The following is a 17,090-nucleotide window of genomic DNA, read 5'->3' as shown; positions in this document are numbered from 1 at the left end:
TCGCATCACGTATTCGCCGCCGACCCGGGAGCAGCATTGACGAACACCGCAATGGGATCCTTCTCTGCCCCCATCGAGATTCGTGGGTTGACGAAGACGTTCAAGGCGGCGCGTGCGGTCAACGACCTGAGCTTCGACGTTCAGGCGGGCTCGATCACCGGGTTTCTCGGCCCGAACGGTTCGGGCAAGACGACCACGTTGCGGATGCTCCTCGGACTGGTGTCACCGACGTCGGGATCGGCCACGATCAACGGCACTCCGATGCGTTTGCTGTCCAACCCGGCCCGGACCGTCGGCGCAGTACTCGACGTCGGCAGTCTCCATCCGAAACGAACGGCGCTCGGACACCTCGAGATCTACGCGGCCGCTATCGGCACGCCGACTCAGCGCGCGGCGCAGGTGCTGGACATGGTCGGTCTGAGTTCGGTCGGAGCCCACAAGACCGGCACCTTCTCGCTCGGGATGCGCCAACGCCTGATCCTTGCCACCGCGATGCTCGGTGATCCCGAGATCCTCGTGCTCGACGAACCCGCGAACGGACTCGACCCCGAGGGCATGGCGTGGCTACGTCAGTTCCTGCAGACCTTCGCCGGTTCCGGCCGAACGGTTCTGATCTCGAGTCACGCGCTTCGTGAAGTGGAAGCGACCGTCGACAGCGTGGTCATCGTCAGCGCCGGCTCACTCGTCTACCAAGGGACCATGGACGAACTTCGTCGCTCCCAGCGCAGTCGACTGCTCGTCTCGTGTTCCAACCCAGCGCTCCTCGCCACGGCACTGGCCGCTCGGGGAATCATCGACGCCCAGATCACGCAGGACGGACGGCTCGCCGTGGGCGGCACCGATACGTCGGTGCTCCCACCTGTGGCGTCGGCGGCCGGTGTCACGATCTTCGGTGTCGCGACCGAAGGCGCAGATCTCGAGCAACTGTTCCTCGCGATGACAACACCGCAGTACGCGGTTCCCCAGGTCGGATACCACCGCCCACCCGGTCCCGGTTCCGGACCGGGCTATTACGGCCCTGCCGCATACGGACCTTCCGGAGGACACAGATGACCACGCTCGTGCGCGCGGAGACACTCAAAGTTCTCACCTTGCGCTACTGGTGGGCGCTGGCCATCGCACCGGTGGTCGTGGCCGTGCTGATTGCTGCCTCGACTCGGACGTTCGTCGAAGTTGTGGCCGATTCGGCCGACACCACTTTCGACGTCGATGTCGTGTCCACCGGCGTCAGCCTCGGTGTCTCCAACACGCTTGTCCTGGTGTTCGCGGCCGTCTTCGGAGCGCTCACCGCCGGATCCGAATTCGGCTACAAGACTCTCACCACAACGTTCCTCACAGCTCGCGGCCGCGACGGAGTTCTCGGCGCAAAGCTTGCCGTCGTCGCGGTATTCGCCGTCGGCTACGCACTGGCGGTCGAAGTAGTCAGCATCGGCGCGATGTTGCTCTTCGGCCGGGACTTCAGCTTCACCACCGATCTCTTCGCCATCTGCGCCGCAGGCATTCTGGCGTGTGCGCTGTGGGCACTACTCGGCGCCGGGGTGGCCCTGCTCACCGGTTCGTCGATGGCCGGTGCCCTCTCGGTCATCCTGTGGTTCGTCTTCGGTGAATGGATCGTCCGCGCCGTGCTGCTCGCGATGGATCTCGGTGGGATCGGGGCCGCGCTTCCGGTGTCGGCCACGATCGGCACGATCGTCAATGCGGCCCCGTCGATCGACGTCGACGCGTTTGCGTCCTGGCCGAGCGGCCCGATGATGCTGGCCGCTTGGGTAGTTCTGTTCTGCGGGCTCGGTTGGCTACGGACCAGGACCCGCGACATCACCTGAAAAAGCTGTCTGGGGCCGGGTCTACCGTGGATCTCGATGAACACGATCAACACGGACAGTCCGGTAGCTGGAGAGGTGGATCGAGCTCCGGGCTGGATCCGCCGCTTGGCCCACGCATGCTGGTTGCACCGAAGAGTTGCGATCGGCGCGCTACTCGTTACGGTCATCGCCTCTGCGATCGACATCTCGTTTCCTCTCCTGACCCGCTATGCGCTCGACGCCGCAAGCCAGGAGAACCCGGGCAAGGTGATCGGGTTCGTCGCGTTGGCGATCGCGTTGCTCGCGATCGTCCGCTTCGCGTGCCAGTACGGCCGACGGATGCTTGCCGGCCGACTCTCGCTCGACGTTCAACACGACTTGCGGCTCGCCCTGCTCGGTTCGCTGCAACGCCTCGACGGACGCGGGCAGGATCAGATCCGCACAGGCCAGGTGGTCTCCCGGTCCATCACGGATCTGCAGCTCGTCCAGGGTTTACTCGCGATGGTGCCGATGTCCGCAGGAGCGCTCCTGCAATTCGTGCTGGCGATCGGCATCATGGCGTGGCTCTCGCCGCTGTTGACTCTCGTCGCTGTCGCCGTCATCCCAGCAGTAGGGCTGGTGGTGTTCCTGATGCGACCGATGCTCTTCGCCGCAACATGGTCCGCGCAGCAGCGGGCCGCCGACCTCGCCCAACACGTCGAGGAAACCGTCACCGGCGTTCGTGTCGTCAAGGGATTCGGGCAGGAACAACGAGCCGTCGACCAGCTGGAGAAACATAGCCGCACGCTGTACTCCGAGCGCCTTCGCGCCGCGTGGTTGAACGCGAAATTCGCGCCAACCATGGCCGCCTTGCCCCAGCTCGGGCAGGTGGGAGTGATCGCTCTCGGCGGGTATCTCGCACTGCACGACAAGATCACCGTGGGAACGTTTCTCGCGTTCGCCACCTACATCGTGACGATGACCGGAGTCACCCGAACTCTGTCGTCGGTCATCGTCATGGCGCAGCTGGCACGCGCCGCTGTAGAGCGTGTCTACGACGTCATCAACGCTCAGCCGGACATCGCCGATCCCGACCATCCGGTGGACCTGCCCGACGGTCCTCTCGGAGTCACCTTCGACGACGTGGCATTCGGATTCGACACAGAACGCGACGTCCTGACCGGGCTGAACCTCCGCATAGAACCGGGCGAGACCGTCGCCGTCGTGGGTCCGGCCGCGTCGGGCAAGACCGCGTTGTCCTTGCTTCTCCCGCGGTTCTACGCACCGACTTCGGGTGCGGTGACAGTCGATACTGCCGGCGAGACGTTCCCCATCGGCGAACTGCGCAGTGAGCAGCTTCGTGCCGCCGTCAGCCTCGTCTTCGACGAACCGTTCCTGTTCTCGGACACCATTGCCGCCAACATCGCACTTGGCCGCGAGGACGCCTCCGACGAGGACATCCGCGACGCAGCAGCACTGGCACAGGCAGATTCGTTCATCGAGGCACTCCCGGACGGATACGACACCGTTGTCGGTGAACGAGGTCTGACGCTGTCGGGCGGCCAGCGTCAGCGCATCGCACTTGCCAGGGCACTGCTCGTCGACCCACGGATCCTGGTCCTCGACGACGCGACCTCCGCAGTCGATGCGGCTACCGAAGCCGCGATCTTCGACGCGTTCCGGGCCCGACGGCGCCAGACCACGCTCATCCTCGCTCACCGGCGGTCCACCCTGACGCTCGCAGACCGGGTCGCGGTTCTCGACGGCGGACGGATCATCGACTCCGGAACCGTGGACGAACTGGAAGCGCGATGTCCGCTCTTTCGTGCCCTGTTCTCCTCGCCGCCGGAACTACCGGCCGAACTCGACGACGTCGACTCCGATGCTTTCGGACGTGACCGCAGCGAGCCGACAACCGAGCAGTTGTGGCCGCAGGCACCGGAATCCGAAGCCGACAGCACAGCCGCTACGACGCAGGGTGCGGGCGGACCGATGGCCGGAGCGCTCAGCGGAATCGCGGTGACGCCGTCCCTGCGGGCAGCAGTCGACGCTCTCCCACCCGCACGCGAAGACCCCGGAATCGCTCCTGAGAGCCTGCGCGAATCGAATCCACAGTTCTCACTACGACAGATCTTGCGGCCGGTCCGCTGGGTTCTACTGGCGGTTGTCGTGTGCCTTGCCCTGGACTCCGCAGCGGCGATCGCATTTCCCTCCCTCGTCAGATATGCGATCGACCACGGAGTCGTGACCGCGGACAGCAGCACGCTCTGGATAGCGACGGCATTCGGCGCGCTCCTGGTCGCCGCGGACTGGGTCGTCGTCGCGGTCATGACGGTGCTCACCGCCCGGGCCGGCGAACGCGTGTTGTTCGGGCTCCGCGTACGCAGCTATGCACACCTACAGCGTCTGGGTCTGGACTACTACGAACGTGAATTGTCCGGGCGCATCATGACGCGCATGACCACCGACGTCGACGCGCTGTCGTCGTTCATCCAAACCGGCATGTCGACGGCGATCGTGAGCGTCCTGACCGTCGGCGGCATTTCGATCGCACTCCTGGCGACCGACGTGACGCTCGGACTGGTGGCGCTGGCCGTCATCCCACCGCTCGTGGTTGCGACCGTGATCTTCCGCAAGATCTCCTCGGTTGCCTACAGCCAGTCCCGCGAACGGATCTCGCTCGTCAATGCCGACTTCCAGGAGAACATCGCCGGTCTGCGAGCGGCTCAGGCCTACCGCCGCGAAGAAGGTGCGGCGCGTAGGTTCGCAGAACGCTCCGAGAGCTACCGCCGATCGCGGATGCGGTCGCAGCGAGCTATTTCGATCTACTTCCCGTTCATCTCGTTCCTGTCCGACCTCGCGTTGGCCGCAGTGGTGTTCGTCGGCGCGCACCAGATCGCCAACGGGTCGACGTCACCCGGCGTACTGATCGCTTTCGTGCTCTACCTCGGCCTGCTGTTCGGACCGATTCAGCAACTCTCACAAGTGTTCGATGGTTACCAACAGGCAAACGTCGGATTGCAACGAATCGGCGACCTTCTGCGTACTCGGAGTTCGATCGAAACAGCCGACAGCGAGGATCTGATCGCGATCTCCGGACGGCTCGACGGCGCCGTCCATCTCGACGGGGTCGGGTTCCGGTACTCGGGTGCGGACGTCGACGCCCTCTCCGATTTCGATCTGCAGATTCCGCCGGGCACGACGGTTGCCCTCGTCGGCAGAACCGGTGCCGGGAAGTCGACGGTGGTGAAGTTGCTCGCCCGCTTCTACGACCCGACGTCCGGATCCGTCGACGTGGACGGAACCGACATCCGGAACTTCCACCTCTCGCAGTACCGACGTCGCCTCGGCGTGGTCCCGCAAGAGGCGCATCTGTTCACCGGCACGGTCGCCGACAACATCGCGTACGGGAGGCCGTCGGCGTCGCGCGCGGAGATCGAGGAAGCGGCGCGTTCCGTCGGCGCACTGAATTCGATAGCCGACATGCGTGGAGGCATGAATCATCCCGTCGGCGAGCGCGGCCAGGGGCTCTCGGCGGGCCAACGCCAACTGATCGCATTGGCCCGTGCCGAACTGGTCGACCCGGACCTTCTGCTCCTCGACGAGGCGACCGCGACGCTCGATCCCGCGACCGAACGAATGGTGCTCGAAGCAAGTCGGTCGGTCACCCGGAAACGGACTTCCGTCGTCGTAGCTCACCGCCTCGCGACAGCTGCCCGAGCGGACCTCGTTGTCGTAGTTGACCGGGGACGTATCGTTGAATACGGCCCGCACGATGTTCTGCGGTATGCCGGTGGTCACTACTCGGGACTCTGGGATGCATCGCAGGCGCGTGAGGGGAATAATCTGACGTCGAGAACTGTCATCGAAGGCAACCCCGTCGCGTGACAGTCGGCACGGATTTGTACCGCCGAGAGGTAGTGCGCGATCGCAAGATCACGGACTTCCGTGAGACAGCTCACAAATTGTGTGCCGCACAATTGCTCGTCACACGCTCGGGCTAATCTCATATATATAGGCGCTCTGATCGGGTACCGAAATAGAAACGAGGCGAACACCTGCCGTGAGCAGCAGTTCTACATCCCAATTCGGACAGAACCAGTGGCTGGTTGACGAGATGTACCAACGCTTCCAGGACGATCCGTCGTCCGTGGATCCCAGTTGGCACGAATTCTTGACCGATTACTCGCCGGACTCGGCGAACACGGGAGGTGGAAACGGGACTGCCTCGAACGGCAACGCGGCTGCACCCGCCGCTGTTGTAGCTCCGCCTGCTGCTCCCAAGGCCACGCCTCCCGCCCCCAAGACCGCACCTCCTGCGCCGCCTGCCAAGGCTGCCGCACCGGCCCCCGCGAAGACGGCAGCGCCCGCCGCGAAGGCCGCCCCCGCCAAGCCTGCAGCAGCCAAGCCTGCGGCCGCTCCCGCGAAGCCCGCTCCCGCCGGCGGAGCCGAGGAAACCAAGGTTCTCCGCGGCGCCGCAGCAGCGGTCGTCAAGAACATGTCGCTCTCGCTCGAGATTCCGACAGCAACCAGCGTGCGTGCCATCCCCGCGAAGCTGATGTTCGACAACCGCATCGTCATCAACAACCACCTCGCGCGTACCCGCGGCGGCAAGATCTCGTTCACCCACCTCCTGGGTTACGCGATCGTCCAGGCAGTCAACGCGTTCCCCAACATGAACCGGCACTTCGCCGAAATCGACGGCAAGCCGAACGCGGTCACCCCCGAGCACACCAATCTCGGACTCGCGATCGACCTTCCCGGCAAGGACGGCAACCGCTCACTGGTTGTTGCCGCCATCCGGAACACCGAGTCGATGAACTTCGTCCAGTTCCACGCGGCGTACGAGGACATCGTCCGACGCGCCCGTGAAGGCAAGCTCACCGGCGAAGACTTCACCGGCGTCACCATTTCGCTGACCAACCCGGGCGGCATCGGCACGGTTCACTCCGTTCCTCGCCTGATGAAGGGCCAGGGCGCCATCATCGGTGCCGGCGCGATGGAATACCCCGCCGAGTTCCAGGGCGCCAGCGACGAGAAGCTGGCCGAGATGGGCGTCGGCAAGTTGATGACCCTCACCTCGACCTACGATCACCGCATCATCCAGGGTGCCGAGTCGGGCGATTTCCTACGCACGATCCACAACCTGCTGATCAGCGACGAGTTCTACGACGAGATCTTCCACGCGCTCGGCAACCCGTACGAGCCGGTGCGTTGGCGCAAGGACGTGCCGGAAGGCGCTGTCGACAAGAACACCCGTGTTCTCGAACTGATCGCTGCATACCGTGACCGCGGCCACCTCATGGCCGACACGGACCCGTTGCAGTTCGTCAAGGACAAGTTCCACAGCCACCCCGACCTCGACGTCATCAGCCACGGCCTGACGTTGTGGGATCTGGACCGCGAGTTCAAGGTCGGCGGCTTCCACGGCCAAGAGAAGATGAAGCTGCGCGACGTGTTGAGCGTGCTGCGCGACGCGTACTGCCGCCACGTCGGCGTCGAGTACACGCACATCCTCGAGACGGATCAGCGTCAGTGGATCCAGGACCGCGTCGAGGGCCATCACGCCAAGCCTTCGGTCGCTCAGCAGAAGTACATCCTGAGCAAGCTCAACGCCGCCGAGGCCTTCGAGACGTTCCTGCAGACCAAGTACGTCGGCCAGAAGCGCTTCTCGCTCGAAGGCGCCGAAGCCGTCATCCCGATGATGGACGCCGTGATCGACCAGGCCGCCGAGCACCAGCTCGACGAGGTCGTCATCGGAATGCCGCACCGTGGCCGTCTCAACGTGCTTGCCAACATCGTCGGCAAGCCGTACTCCAAGATCTTCACGGAGTTCGAGGGCAACATGAACCCGGCAGCCGCTCACGGCTCCGGCGACGTGAAGTACCACCTGGGCGCCAGCGGAACGTACATCCAGATGTTCGGTGACAACGACATCGCTGTCTCCTTGACCGCCAACCCGTCTCACCTCGAGGCCGTCGACCCGGTTCTCGAAGGCCTGGTCCGCGCAAAGCAGGACATCCTCGACAAGGGCGAAGAAGGCTTCACCGTCCTGCCGCTCATGCTGCACGGTGACGCTGCATTCGCCGGTCAGGGCGTTGTCGCCGAGACGCTGAACCTCTCGCTGCTTCGCGGCTACCGCACCGGCGGCACCGTACACATCGTCGTGAACAACCAGGTCGGCTTCACCACCGCTCCGGAACATTCACGCTCGTCCGAGTACTGCACCGACGTCGCGAAGATGATCGCCGCACCGGTCTTCCACGTCAACGGCGACGACCCCGAGGCGTGCGTCTGGGTTGCTCAGCTGGCCGTCGACTTCCGTGAGAAGTTCGGCAAGGACGTCGTCATCGACCTCATCTGCTACCGCCGCCGCGGTCACAACGAGGGCGACGATCCGTCGATGACCCAGCCGGCGATGTACGACGTCATCGACACCAAGCGCAGCGTTCGTAAGAGCTACACCGAGTCCCTCATCGGCCGCGGTGACATCTCGCTCAAGGAAGCCGAAGACGCACTTCGCGACTACCAGGGCCAGCTCGAACGGGTCTTCAACGAGGTCCGTGAACTCGAGAAGTTCCAGCCCGAACCGTCCGAGTCCGTCGAACTCGACCAGACTCCCCCGGCTCGCCTGACCACGGCTGTCGCTCCCGAGGTCCTCGAGCGCATCGGTGATGCGTTCGTCAACGTCCCCGACGGCTTCACCGTTCACCCGCGCGTCAAGCCGGTTGCCGAGAAGCGCCGCGAAATGGCCCGTGAGGGACATGTCGACTGGGCGTTCGCAGAATTGCTCGCGTTCGGCTCGTTGGCCGAGCAGGGTGCCTTGATCCGCCTCGCCGGTCAGGACTCCAAGCGTGGAACGTTCACGCAGCGTCACTCGGTCCTCATCGACCGCAAGACCGGCAACGAGTACAGCCCGATCGCCAAGATCGCTGCCGACGCCGAAAACGGCGGCAAGTTCATGGTCTACGACTCCGCACTCACCGAGTACGCAGGTCTGGGCTTCGAGTACGGATACTCGGTGGGTAACCCCGACGCTCTGGTCCTGTGGGAAGCGCAGTTCGGTGACTTCGTCAACGGCGCGCAGACCATCATCGACGAGTTCATCTCTTCGGGTGAGGCCAAGTGGGGTCAGCTCTCCGACGTCGTGCTGCTCCTGCCACACGGTCACGAGGGTCAGGGTCCGGACCACACCTCCGGTCGCATCGAGCGTTTCCTTCAGCTGTGTGCAGAAGGCTCGATGACCGTCGCGGTTCCGTCGACTCCGGCCAGCTACTTCCACCTGCTGCGTCGCCATCACCTCGACGGCATCCGCCGTCCGCTGGTGGTCTTCACGCCCAAGTCGATGCTGCGTAACAAGGCTGCAGTCAGCAACGTCGAGGACTTCACGACGGGCAAGTTCCGTTCCGTCTTCGAGGAGCCTGCATTCGAGAGCGGCGAAAGCGCCCGCGAATCGGTCAAGCGGGTTCTGCTGGTCAGCGGCAAGCTGTACTGGGAGCTTCTGGCGAAGAAGCACAAGGACGAGCGTGACGACATCGCAATCGTGCGCATGGAGCAGCTCTACCCCGTGCCGAAGCGTCGTCTCCAGGAGACCCTGGACCGTTACCCGAATGCGGATCAGTTCCGTTGGGTTCAGGAAGAGCCCGCAAACCAGGGTGCGTGGCCGTTCCTCGGACTGGCTCTGCCGGATCTTCTGCCGGAGACCTTGACCGGCATCAAGCGCATCTCGCGTCGTCCGATGTCCGCTCCCTCTTCGGGATCGAGCAAGGTGCACGCGGTGGAGCAGCAGGAGATCTTGGACGAGGCGTTCCTGCCGACCAACTGAGCAGTGGCGTTCCTGCCGACCAAGTAAGCAGTGGCAGTACCCAAAGGCCGGGCCCCACATTCCGCAAGGAGTGTGGGGCCCGGCCTTTCTGCGTTCGCGTCAATTCGATTGCAGCAGACCCAGATCCGGCCCGGCATCGAAGCCGACGGCGGCCAGTGCCAACGCGGGCAACGACTGAACCGTCAGGTCGATCAGTTCCTCGCGGGTGATTGCGGGCGCGCGGAGCCAACTGATGGTGGCTTCCTCGACAAACGCGATCCAACCTCGAACGGCCAACTCCACCTGAGGCGTTCGAGTCAGGCCGATCTTGGGGAGCTGATCGAGGGTTCTCTTGGCCATGATGTCGCGAGTCTGCTCGAACACCTCACGCATCTGCGGATCCCCGCTGGCGGTCCCCCGGAGCAGCGAGACGTAGGTATTGCGGTTCTCGGTCACGTAGTCGACGTACGACGCCAGCACCGAGCGGAGGGTGAGCATCGGATCGTCCGACTCGCTCGGCTCCGTGCGCTGGAGCATCTGTTCACTGCTGTGTCGGACGATGGCGAGATGGAACTCGCTTTTCGACGCGAAGTAGTGGAACAGAAGCCCACGCGACACCCCCGCTTGATCGGCGATGTCCTCGACGGAAATCTGCTCGAGCGGCCGTTCGGCCAGCATGCGCGCCCCGAGGTCGATGAGTTGCGCTCGGCGTTGCGCAGGGTCGAGCCGCGTTCGCTTTACTGCGTCCATGCCCAATAGACTACTGAATATCCGTCAATAAGCTATTGACCGTGACTCAATAAAGGCATATCGTTCCCTACATGAGTCTTCCAGTTACAGATACCTCAGCACCTGCCGCGGATACTCGCCACGTCGGCACACTGATCATCGGCAGCGGTTTCGCCGGTCTCGGTGCGGCGATCAAACTGGCACAGGCCGGCATCACCGACTATGTCGTTCTCGAGCGCGGCAACGACGTCGGCGGAACCTGGCGTGACAACAGCTACCCGGGCGCCGCGTGTGACGTGCCGTCGCATTTGTACTCGTACTCTTTTGCACTCAATCCGGAGTGGACGCGCTCCTTCTCCACCCAGCCCGAGATCTACAAGTACATCCAGTCGGTGGCCAACCGCCACAAGGTGCTCGACAAGCACATCTTCGACTGCGACGTTCTCTCCGCCCGCTGGGACGAGTCGTCGGCTCAGTGGCACGTCAGCACCAACAAGGGTGAATTCGTCGCAAAGATCGTCATCTCGGCCGTCGGTGCACTGTGTGAGCCTTCACTTCCGGACATCAAGGGCATCGACGGATTCAAGGGCGAGATCTTCCACTCCTCGCGCTGGAACCACGATGCCGATCTGACGGGCAAGCGCGTGGCCGTCATCGGAACCGGCGCCTCCGCCATCCAGATCGTGCCCGCTATCGGCAAGAAGGTCTCACACCTCGACGTGTACCAGCGCACGGCGCCGTGGATCCTGCCCCGCGCAGACCGCGAGTACACCAAGATCGAGCACCTCGCGTTCAAGTACCTTCCCGGCTTCCAGAAATTGTGCCGCACCGGTATCTACTGGATGCGAGAGACGCAGGTCGTCGGCCTGGCCAAGGCGCCGGTCTTCATGAAGCCGCTGCAGTTCGCCGCCGAGCGTCACCTGAAGGCTCAGATCAAGGACAAGGATCTTCGTAAGAAGGTCATGCCCAACTTCCAGATCGGCTGCAAGCGCATGCTGATCTCGAACAACTACTTCCCCACCCTCGCCCAGGACAATGTCGACCTGGTGACCGAAGGCATCGAGGAGGTCACCGCCAACGGGATCGTCTCGAAGACCGGCACCACCCGTGAGATCGATGCCATCGTCGTGGCGACCGGATTCCACGTCACCGACTCCCCCACCTTCGCGGGAATCTTCGGCAAGGACGGACGCTCGCTCGCCGAGGTCTTCGAAGAGACCGGCATGCAGGGATACAAGGGCGCCGCAGTTGCCAACTTCCCCAACATGTTCTTCCTGGTCGGCCCCAACACCGGCCTCGGACATTCGTCGATGGTCTTCATGATCGAGTCACAGATCAACTACCTGGTCGACGCGATCGCCACCATCGACAAGTACGACATCGGCACCATCGAGGTGCGCAAGGACAAGCAGGACAAGTACAACAAGGACCTGCAGGCAGCTATGTCCAAGAGCGTGTGGAACAACGGCGGTTGCGCCAGCTGGTACATGGACAAGCACGGAAACAACACCACCCTGTGGCCTGGCTTCACCTTCCAGTTCCGCAATGCCACCAAGCATTTCGACCTCGCGGCATACCGCAGCGTCGCCACCTCGGATCTCGGCGCCGTCGGCACCGCGACCACTTCACAGATCGACCTCGACGACGAGAAGGCAGTAGCACAATGAGTGATTTTGCAGGCAAGGTCGTAGTCATCACCGGAGCGGGATCGGGCATCGGTCGCGCACTCGCACTGAACCTGGCCGGCCAGGGCGCCAAGTTGGCGATCTCCGACGTGGACACCGTCGGGCTCGCCGAGACAGCGCGTCTGGTGGAGGCCATCGGCGCCGAGGTGAAGTCGGACCATCTCGACGTCACCCAGCGTGAAGCGGTTCTCGAGTACGCCGACGCGGTTGTCGCCCATTTCGGCAAGGTCAACCAGATCTACAACAACGCCGGAATCGCGTACCACGGCACCTTCGAGAAGTCCGAGTTCAAGGACTTCGAACGGGTCATGGACGTCGACTTCTGGGGAGTTGTCAACGGCACCAAGGCATTCCTTCCCCACGTCATCGCCTCCGGTGACGGGCACATCGTGAACGTGTCGAGCCTCTTCGGTCTGCTGTCGATGCCGGGTCAGAGCGCCTACAACTCGGCCAAGTTCGCCGTTCGCGGTTTCACCGAGTCGCTTCGCCAGGAAATGCTGATCGCCAAGCACCCGGTGAAGGTGACCTGTGTGCACCCGGGCGGAATCAAGACCGCCATCGCACGCAACGCCACCGCAGGTCCGGGCGAAGATCTTGCGGTCTTCTCCGAGTTCTTCGACCGCAAGCTCGCGCGCACCACTCCGGAGGACGCCGCCAAGACGATCGTCAACGGTGTTCGCAAGAGCAAGCCGCGAGTTCTCATCGGGATGGACGCAATCGCACTCGACGCCTGGGTTCGCCTCGTAGGATCGGGCTACCAGCGCATCGTCGCGATCGTCGCCGGCCGAATGATGCCCAAGTCCAACTGAGCTCGTTTCACAGCGTCGTTCGTTTCACAGCGTCGTTCGTTTCACAGCGCAGTTCGCATAAAGAGTCAGGAGCCCTGCCGGTGAGCACGTTCACCCTTCCGCTGCCCGTGGTCGCATTCTTGTTGAAGCCGTACTTCCGTTTGGCTTTCAACTCGCGGCTGCCGTATCGGATTCAACGTCTGTTGCTCGAGGCCGGGGCACCGCTACAGCAGGTTCCAGCGGGCGCCGTCGTGCGCCCGCTGGAGCTGGCTTGCCGACCGGCAGAGAAGATCACCGTCGGCGCAACCGAGCGCCCCACCGCAGTTCTCTACCTGCATGGCGGGGCGTACACACTGGGTTCGCTGGCCACACACCGTTCTCTCGCAGCTCATCTCGCCCGTGAGTCGTCCAGTGCGGTCTTCACCTTGGACTACCGTCTCGCGCCGGAGAATCCGTATCCCGCCGCTCTCGACGACGCGGTCTCAGCCTTCATGCAGTTGGTCACCGAGTTCGACTATTCGGAAGACCGCGTTGCCATTGCCGGCGATTCGGCCGGTGGCGGTTTGGCCGCGGCGACCGCTCTGCGTCTGATCGAGCGTCACGGCGTGACCCCCGGCGCGCTCGCACTGATCTCACCGTGGGTCGATCCCGGCGATCGGGGTGCTACCAAAAAGGCCGACCTTGTCGTCAACACAGCTTGGTCCTTCGATGCCGCCGACGCTTACCTTGCCGGCGGCGACCGTACTGATCCTGGCTACGCGCCGATGCACGGCAAGCTCGACGGGTTGCCGCCCACCAGGATTCACGTCGGTTCCGAGGAGGTCCTCTACCCGCAGATCATGACGTTCACCGACAAGCTCTCCGCTGCCGGCGTCGACGTGTCCCTGATGGAGTACGCACGACTGTGGCATGTGGCTCACGCACAGGCGTCACTGGTGAAGGAAGCAGCAGACGCCGTTGCCGACCTCGGCCAGTTCATCGCATCGAAACTAATTCGTGCCAAGGATGATTCGAGTTCAGCAGTGGGATCGAACAGTCACTGACGGGTGGCCCACTCCGTCCATGTCACTGACGGGTGGCCCACTCCGTCCATGTCACTGACGGGTGGCCCACTCCGTCCATGTCACTGACGGGTGTCCCACCAGGTTCGGGCCACTTCCGGGGCTGACGCCTTGCCAGTCCGCACCTGCTCGATCATTGCGGCGAGATCGGTGGTGGACAGTTCACCCGCAACGACGCTGAGCGCCTTGACAGCCGAATCTCCCAGCGCGCCCGCTCGAAAGAGCGGAACGACATTCTGCGCAGCCAGAACGTGATTCGAATCAGCGAGCACTGTGACGGCACCGGATTGTGCCAGCGCTGACAGCGTCGTGGTTCCGAATACCTGTGCACCGGGTACGTCTGCCGGCGTTGCCTGATCGACGCCGGCGAAGACACACTCGGCGCCCTCGGCCAATTGTTCCACTGCCCCGTCCTCGACGAATCTCGCGGAGACGAGCGGCGTCGCCGCGGCACACGAAGGAGCAAAGGCTTCTATCGTCTTCGCTCCCAACGACTGTGCGTATGCGGTGTCGAGTGCGAGGACCGCACGATCTTCGGCCATCGCATAGTCGGAGACCGAAAGACCCTCCGGCAGAGAGCGACTCAAGGCCTCGAAGACGTCGTCGGCCTTGCGGGCCGGGGATGACGGGTCGTAGTGATCGAGCAGCGCACCGGTGAACTCGGGCACCAAGGTGACTCGCGCTGCGTCCAGAGCCTCGAGTGATTGGGTTCTGCCTCCACCCACCGATTCGACGCGAGCCGACAGACCGGAGGATGAGAGCACCGTCGAATACACCTCGGCCAACACCGAACTCTCCACTGATGCGTCAGCAGCCACCACGATCTGGTCACGAGACTCCGCTCCGGCGCTCTCTACCACCGAATCACCGTTTGCGCATCCGCTGAGAATTGGCAGGACCATCAGTGCTGCAACAACAGTCGAATACTTCGTGCGTGTGCTCTTCACCGAAATCCTCACATCCAATCCCATGGATCGAAAACCGTGCCATGTCGGTACCTATCGTTACACTTGTCGGGCGATGCGCGGTAACCAGTCCTGACGCAGCCACTCGGTGGCGGCGCCGTCGAAGCCACTCGGGTGGCTTCGCCACAAGGGGATGGTTTCCGACGCCCGAAACACGGGACGCCCGAAAAACCGGAAGGACGCTCATGCGCACCTCACGATTTCGTTCCAACCGTTGGCTCGTAGCCGCGGCAACCGTTGTCTCTCTGACTGCACTGACAGCGTGCGGTAGCAGTGACGGTGACTCCAACAGCGATCCCAACGCGGTTGTCGTCGGCTCCGCCAACTTCACCGAATCCGAGACGATCGCCAACATCTACGCCGAAGCACTGCGTGTCAACGGGTTCGATGTGTCCACGTCGTTCAACGTCGGCAGCCGTGAGGCGTACATTCCGGCGCTCAAGGACGGGTCGATCAGCGTCATTCCGGATTACACGGGAAATCTCCTGCAGTACTTGGATCCCGACAGCACGGCCACCAGCTCCGCTGATGTCCTCGCCGCTCTTCCCGCAGCTCTCGGGTCGGAATTGGCAATTGCGACGCCTGCATCCGCCGAGGACAAGGACGCCGTCGTCGTCACCAAGGAAACCGCTGACAAGTGGAACCTGAAGACGATCGCCGATCTGGCTCCGCATTCCGCCGAGGTCAAGTTCGGCGCTCCGGCCGAGTTCCAGGAACGTCCAGCCGGATTGCCCGGTTTGAAGTCCAATTACGGTCTCGACATCTCGGCAGCCAACTTCGTCCCGATCGCCGACGGCGGTGGACCGGCAACAGTGAAGGCTCTCTCGTCCGGCGACATCACGGCGGCAAACATCTTCACGACGTCTGCCTCCATCCCGGCAAACAACTTCGTGGTTCTCGAAGACCCGAAGAACAATTTCCCGGCTCAGAACGTGGTGCCGGTGCTGCGCGCGTCGAAGTCTTCCGACAAGTTGAAGACAGTCCTCGATGCGGTGTCCGCCAAGCTCACCACCGAAGAGTTGTTGGCACTCAACGTCCAGGTGTCCGGCGACACCAAGACGGAGCCGGCAGCGGCGGCCAAGGCGTGGGTGACGGCGCAGGGCCTCGACAAGCCGGTCTCGTAGTCACGTGATCACATTCGAGGGCGTCACCAAGCAGTATCCGGACGGCACCACCGCCGTCGACCGTCTCGATCTCACCATCGAGGCCGAGTCGTTCACGGTGTTCGTGGGGCCGTCCGGGTGCGGCAAGACGACGTCGATGCGCATGATCAACCGGATGATCACACCGACGTCGGGCAAGATCTTCGTCGACGGTCGTGACATCGAACAGACCGACGCGGTGAAGCTGCGTCTCGGCATCGGGTACGTCATCCAGAACGCCGGCCTGCTTCCGCATCGCACCGTGATCGACAACGTCGCAACAGTTCCGGTACTGCGCGGTGAGTCCCGCCGCGCAGCGCGCAAAGCCGCGTTGGGGGTACTCGAACGAGTCGGTCTGGACATCTCCCTTGCCACCCGCTATCCCGGGCAACTCTCGGGTGGGCAGCAACAACGTGTGGGAGTTGCGCGTGCATTGGCTGCCGATCCGCCGATCCTGTTGATGGACGAGCCGTTCAGCGCCGTCGACCCGGTGGTGCGTGAGGATCTGCAGACCGAAATGCTCCGTCTTCAAAGCGAACTGAAGAAGACGATCGTCTTTGTCACCCACGACATCGACGAGGCAGTCAAACTCGGTGATCACATTGCCGTCTTCGGTCCCGGCGGGCGGCTTCAGCAGGTTGCGGCGCCTCGCGACGTGTTGGCCGCACCGGCAACGGATTTTGTCGCCGGATTTGTCGGACGCGATCGCGGATATCGGGGATTGTCGTTCCGCGCTGCCGACGAGGTTCCGTTGCACCCCGTACGCACGGCCGTCGAGAACGAATTGAAGGCTCTGCGTCTCGAATTGGGCGAGTGGGTTCTCGTGGTCACGGACAGCGGAAGTCCACAGGGATGGATCGACGTGACCGGCGTCGAAGGCCTGCGCTCGGGACGCACTCTCGCGCAGTCGACGTCGGCCGGTGGTTCGTTGTTCTCCCCCGGCGGTGATCTACGCCAAGCACTCGATGCGGCAATCTCGTCCCCTTCCGGTATCGGCGTTGCCGTCGACGGCGAGGGCGCGGTCATCGGCGGGATCCTTGGCTCCGAAGTCGTGGCGAAATTGGCAGATCAGCGTCGACGCGAGGACGAGGAACGCAACCGAGTCGCCTTCACCGAGGGATTCGGGGCGTAGCGG

11 protein-coding genes are annotated in these 17,090 nt (G+C 63.4%); 9 read left to right on the top strand and 2 right to left on the bottom strand.

The window, feature by feature from the left end:
* The first annotated feature begins 51 nt into the window (after positions 1 to 51).
* From B0E55_RS28180 to B0E55_RS28165, 4 genes are all read left to right on the top strand, one after another.
* Positions 52 to 1,053 (top strand): ABC transporter ATP-binding protein, encoded by a 1,002-nt coding sequence (locus B0E55_RS28180; protein ID WP_041815089.1) that lies wholly within the window; start codon positions 52 to 54, stop codon positions 1,051 to 1,053.
* Positions 1,050 to 1,823: an ABC transporter permease gene (locus B0E55_RS28175; protein WP_019749328.1), complete on the top strand. Its 774-nt coding sequence runs from the start codon at positions 1,050 to 1,052 to the stop codon at positions 1,821 to 1,823. Before B0E55_RS28180 ends, B0E55_RS28175 begins: the two co-directional genes overlap by 4 nt.
* Before the next feature lie 36 nt (positions 1,824 to 1,859).
* On the top strand, positions 1,860 to 5,669 hold the full coding sequence (locus B0E55_RS28170) for an ABC transporter ATP-binding protein (RefSeq protein ID WP_080910912.1): 3,810 nt from the start codon (positions 1,860 to 1,862) through the stop codon (positions 5,667 to 5,669).
* A 175-nt stretch (positions 5,670 to 5,844) separates the two neighbouring features.
* Positions 5,845 to 9,606, top strand: coding sequence for a multifunctional oxoglutarate decarboxylase/oxoglutarate dehydrogenase thiamine pyrophosphate-binding subunit/dihydrolipoyllysine-residue succinyltransferase subunit (locus tag B0E55_RS28165; RefSeq protein WP_080910911.1), 3,762 nt, complete (start codon positions 5,845 to 5,847; stop codon positions 9,604 to 9,606).
* A gap of 99 nt (positions 9,607 to 9,705) precedes the next feature.
* Here B0E55_RS28165 and B0E55_RS28160 read toward each other — a convergent pair whose 3' ends face one another.
* Positions 9,706 to 10,335, bottom strand: coding sequence for a TetR/AcrR family transcriptional regulator (locus B0E55_RS28160; protein ID WP_007736130.1), 630 nt, complete (start codon positions 10,333 to 10,335; stop codon positions 9,706 to 9,708).
* Positions 10,336 to 10,406: 71 nt separating this feature from the next.
* On the opposite strand from B0E55_RS28160, the gene B0E55_RS28155 reads away from it, so the two are divergent.
* The 3 genes from B0E55_RS28155 (at position 10,407) to B0E55_RS28145 (ending at position 13,830) form a co-directional block, all read left to right on the top strand.
* Positions 10,407 to 11,981, top strand: coding sequence for a flavin-containing monooxygenase (locus tag B0E55_RS28155; protein WP_080910910.1), 1,575 nt, complete (start codon positions 10,407 to 10,409; stop codon positions 11,979 to 11,981).
* Positions 11,978 to 12,808 (top strand): SDR family NAD(P)-dependent oxidoreductase, encoded by an 831-nt coding sequence (locus B0E55_RS28150; RefSeq protein ID WP_080910909.1) that lies wholly within the window; start codon positions 11,978 to 11,980, stop codon positions 12,806 to 12,808. Before B0E55_RS28155 ends, B0E55_RS28150 begins: the two co-directional genes overlap by 4 nt.
* 80 nt (positions 12,809 to 12,888) lie before the next feature.
* The gene (locus B0E55_RS28145) at positions 12,889 to 13,830 is read left to right on the top strand and encodes an alpha/beta hydrolase fold domain-containing protein (protein WP_080910908.1); all 942 of its coding nucleotides are present in this window, start codon (positions 12,889 to 12,891) and stop codon (positions 13,828 to 13,830) included.
* Positions 13,831 to 13,910: 80 nt separating this feature from the next.
* On the opposite strand, the gene B0E55_RS28140 is transcribed toward B0E55_RS28145, so the two are convergent.
* Positions 13,911 to 14,795: an ABC transporter substrate-binding protein gene (locus B0E55_RS28140; protein WP_080910924.1), complete on the bottom strand. Its 885-nt coding sequence runs from the start codon at positions 14,793 to 14,795 to the stop codon at positions 13,911 to 13,913.
* A gap of 203 nt (positions 14,796 to 14,998) precedes the next feature.
* Here B0E55_RS28140 and B0E55_RS28135 point away from each other — a divergent pair, with 203 nt between their 5' ends.
* Together B0E55_RS28135 and B0E55_RS28130 are read left to right on the top strand one after the other, a co-directional pair.
* Positions 14,999 to 15,937, top strand: coding sequence for an ABC transporter substrate-binding protein (locus B0E55_RS28135; RefSeq protein WP_019749336.1), 939 nt, complete (start codon positions 14,999 to 15,001; stop codon positions 15,935 to 15,937).
* Positions 15,938 to 15,941: 4 nt separating this feature from the next.
* Positions 15,942 to 17,087: an ABC transporter ATP-binding protein gene (locus B0E55_RS28130; RefSeq protein ID WP_029255803.1), complete on the top strand. Its 1,146-nt coding sequence runs from the start codon at positions 15,942 to 15,944 to the stop codon at positions 17,085 to 17,087.
* Positions 17,088 to 17,090: the final 3 nt, after the last annotated feature.

Source organism: Rhodococcus sp. 66b, assembly GCF_002076325.1.
GTDB lineage: Bacteria > Actinomycetota > Actinomycetes > Mycobacteriales > Mycobacteriaceae > Rhodococcus_F > Rhodococcus_F erythropolis.
The sequence above is the reverse complement of the archived record's forward strand: the minus strand, read 5'-3'. Positions and strand labels throughout refer to the sequence as shown.

Excerpts from the sequence above, each read along its gene's own strand:
- B0E55_RS28170 (WP_080910912.1), top strand. The coding sequence starts at position 1,860 with ATGAACACGATCAACACGGACAGTCCGGTAGCTGGAGAGGTGGATCGA.
- B0E55_RS28180 (WP_041815089.1), top strand. The coding sequence starts at position 52 with ATGGGATCCTTCTCTGCCCCCATCGAGATTCGTGGGTTGACGAAGACG.
- B0E55_RS28150 (WP_080910909.1), top strand. The coding sequence starts at position 11,978 with ATGAGTGATTTTGCAGGCAAGGTCGTAGTCATCACCGGAGCGGGATCG.
- B0E55_RS28160 (WP_007736130.1), bottom strand. The coding sequence starts at position 10,335 with ATGGACGCAGTAAAGCGAACGCGGCTCGACCCTGCGCAACGCCGAGCG.
- B0E55_RS28155 (WP_080910910.1), top strand. The coding sequence starts at position 10,407 with ATGAGTCTTCCAGTTACAGATACCTCAGCACCTGCCGCGGATACTCGC.
- B0E55_RS28175 (WP_019749328.1), top strand. The coding sequence starts at position 1,050 with ATGACCACGCTCGTGCGCGCGGAGACACTCAAAGTTCTCACCTTGCGC.
- B0E55_RS28135 (WP_019749336.1), top strand. The coding sequence starts at position 14,999 with ATGCGCACCTCACGATTTCGTTCCAACCGTTGGCTCGTAGCCGCGGCA.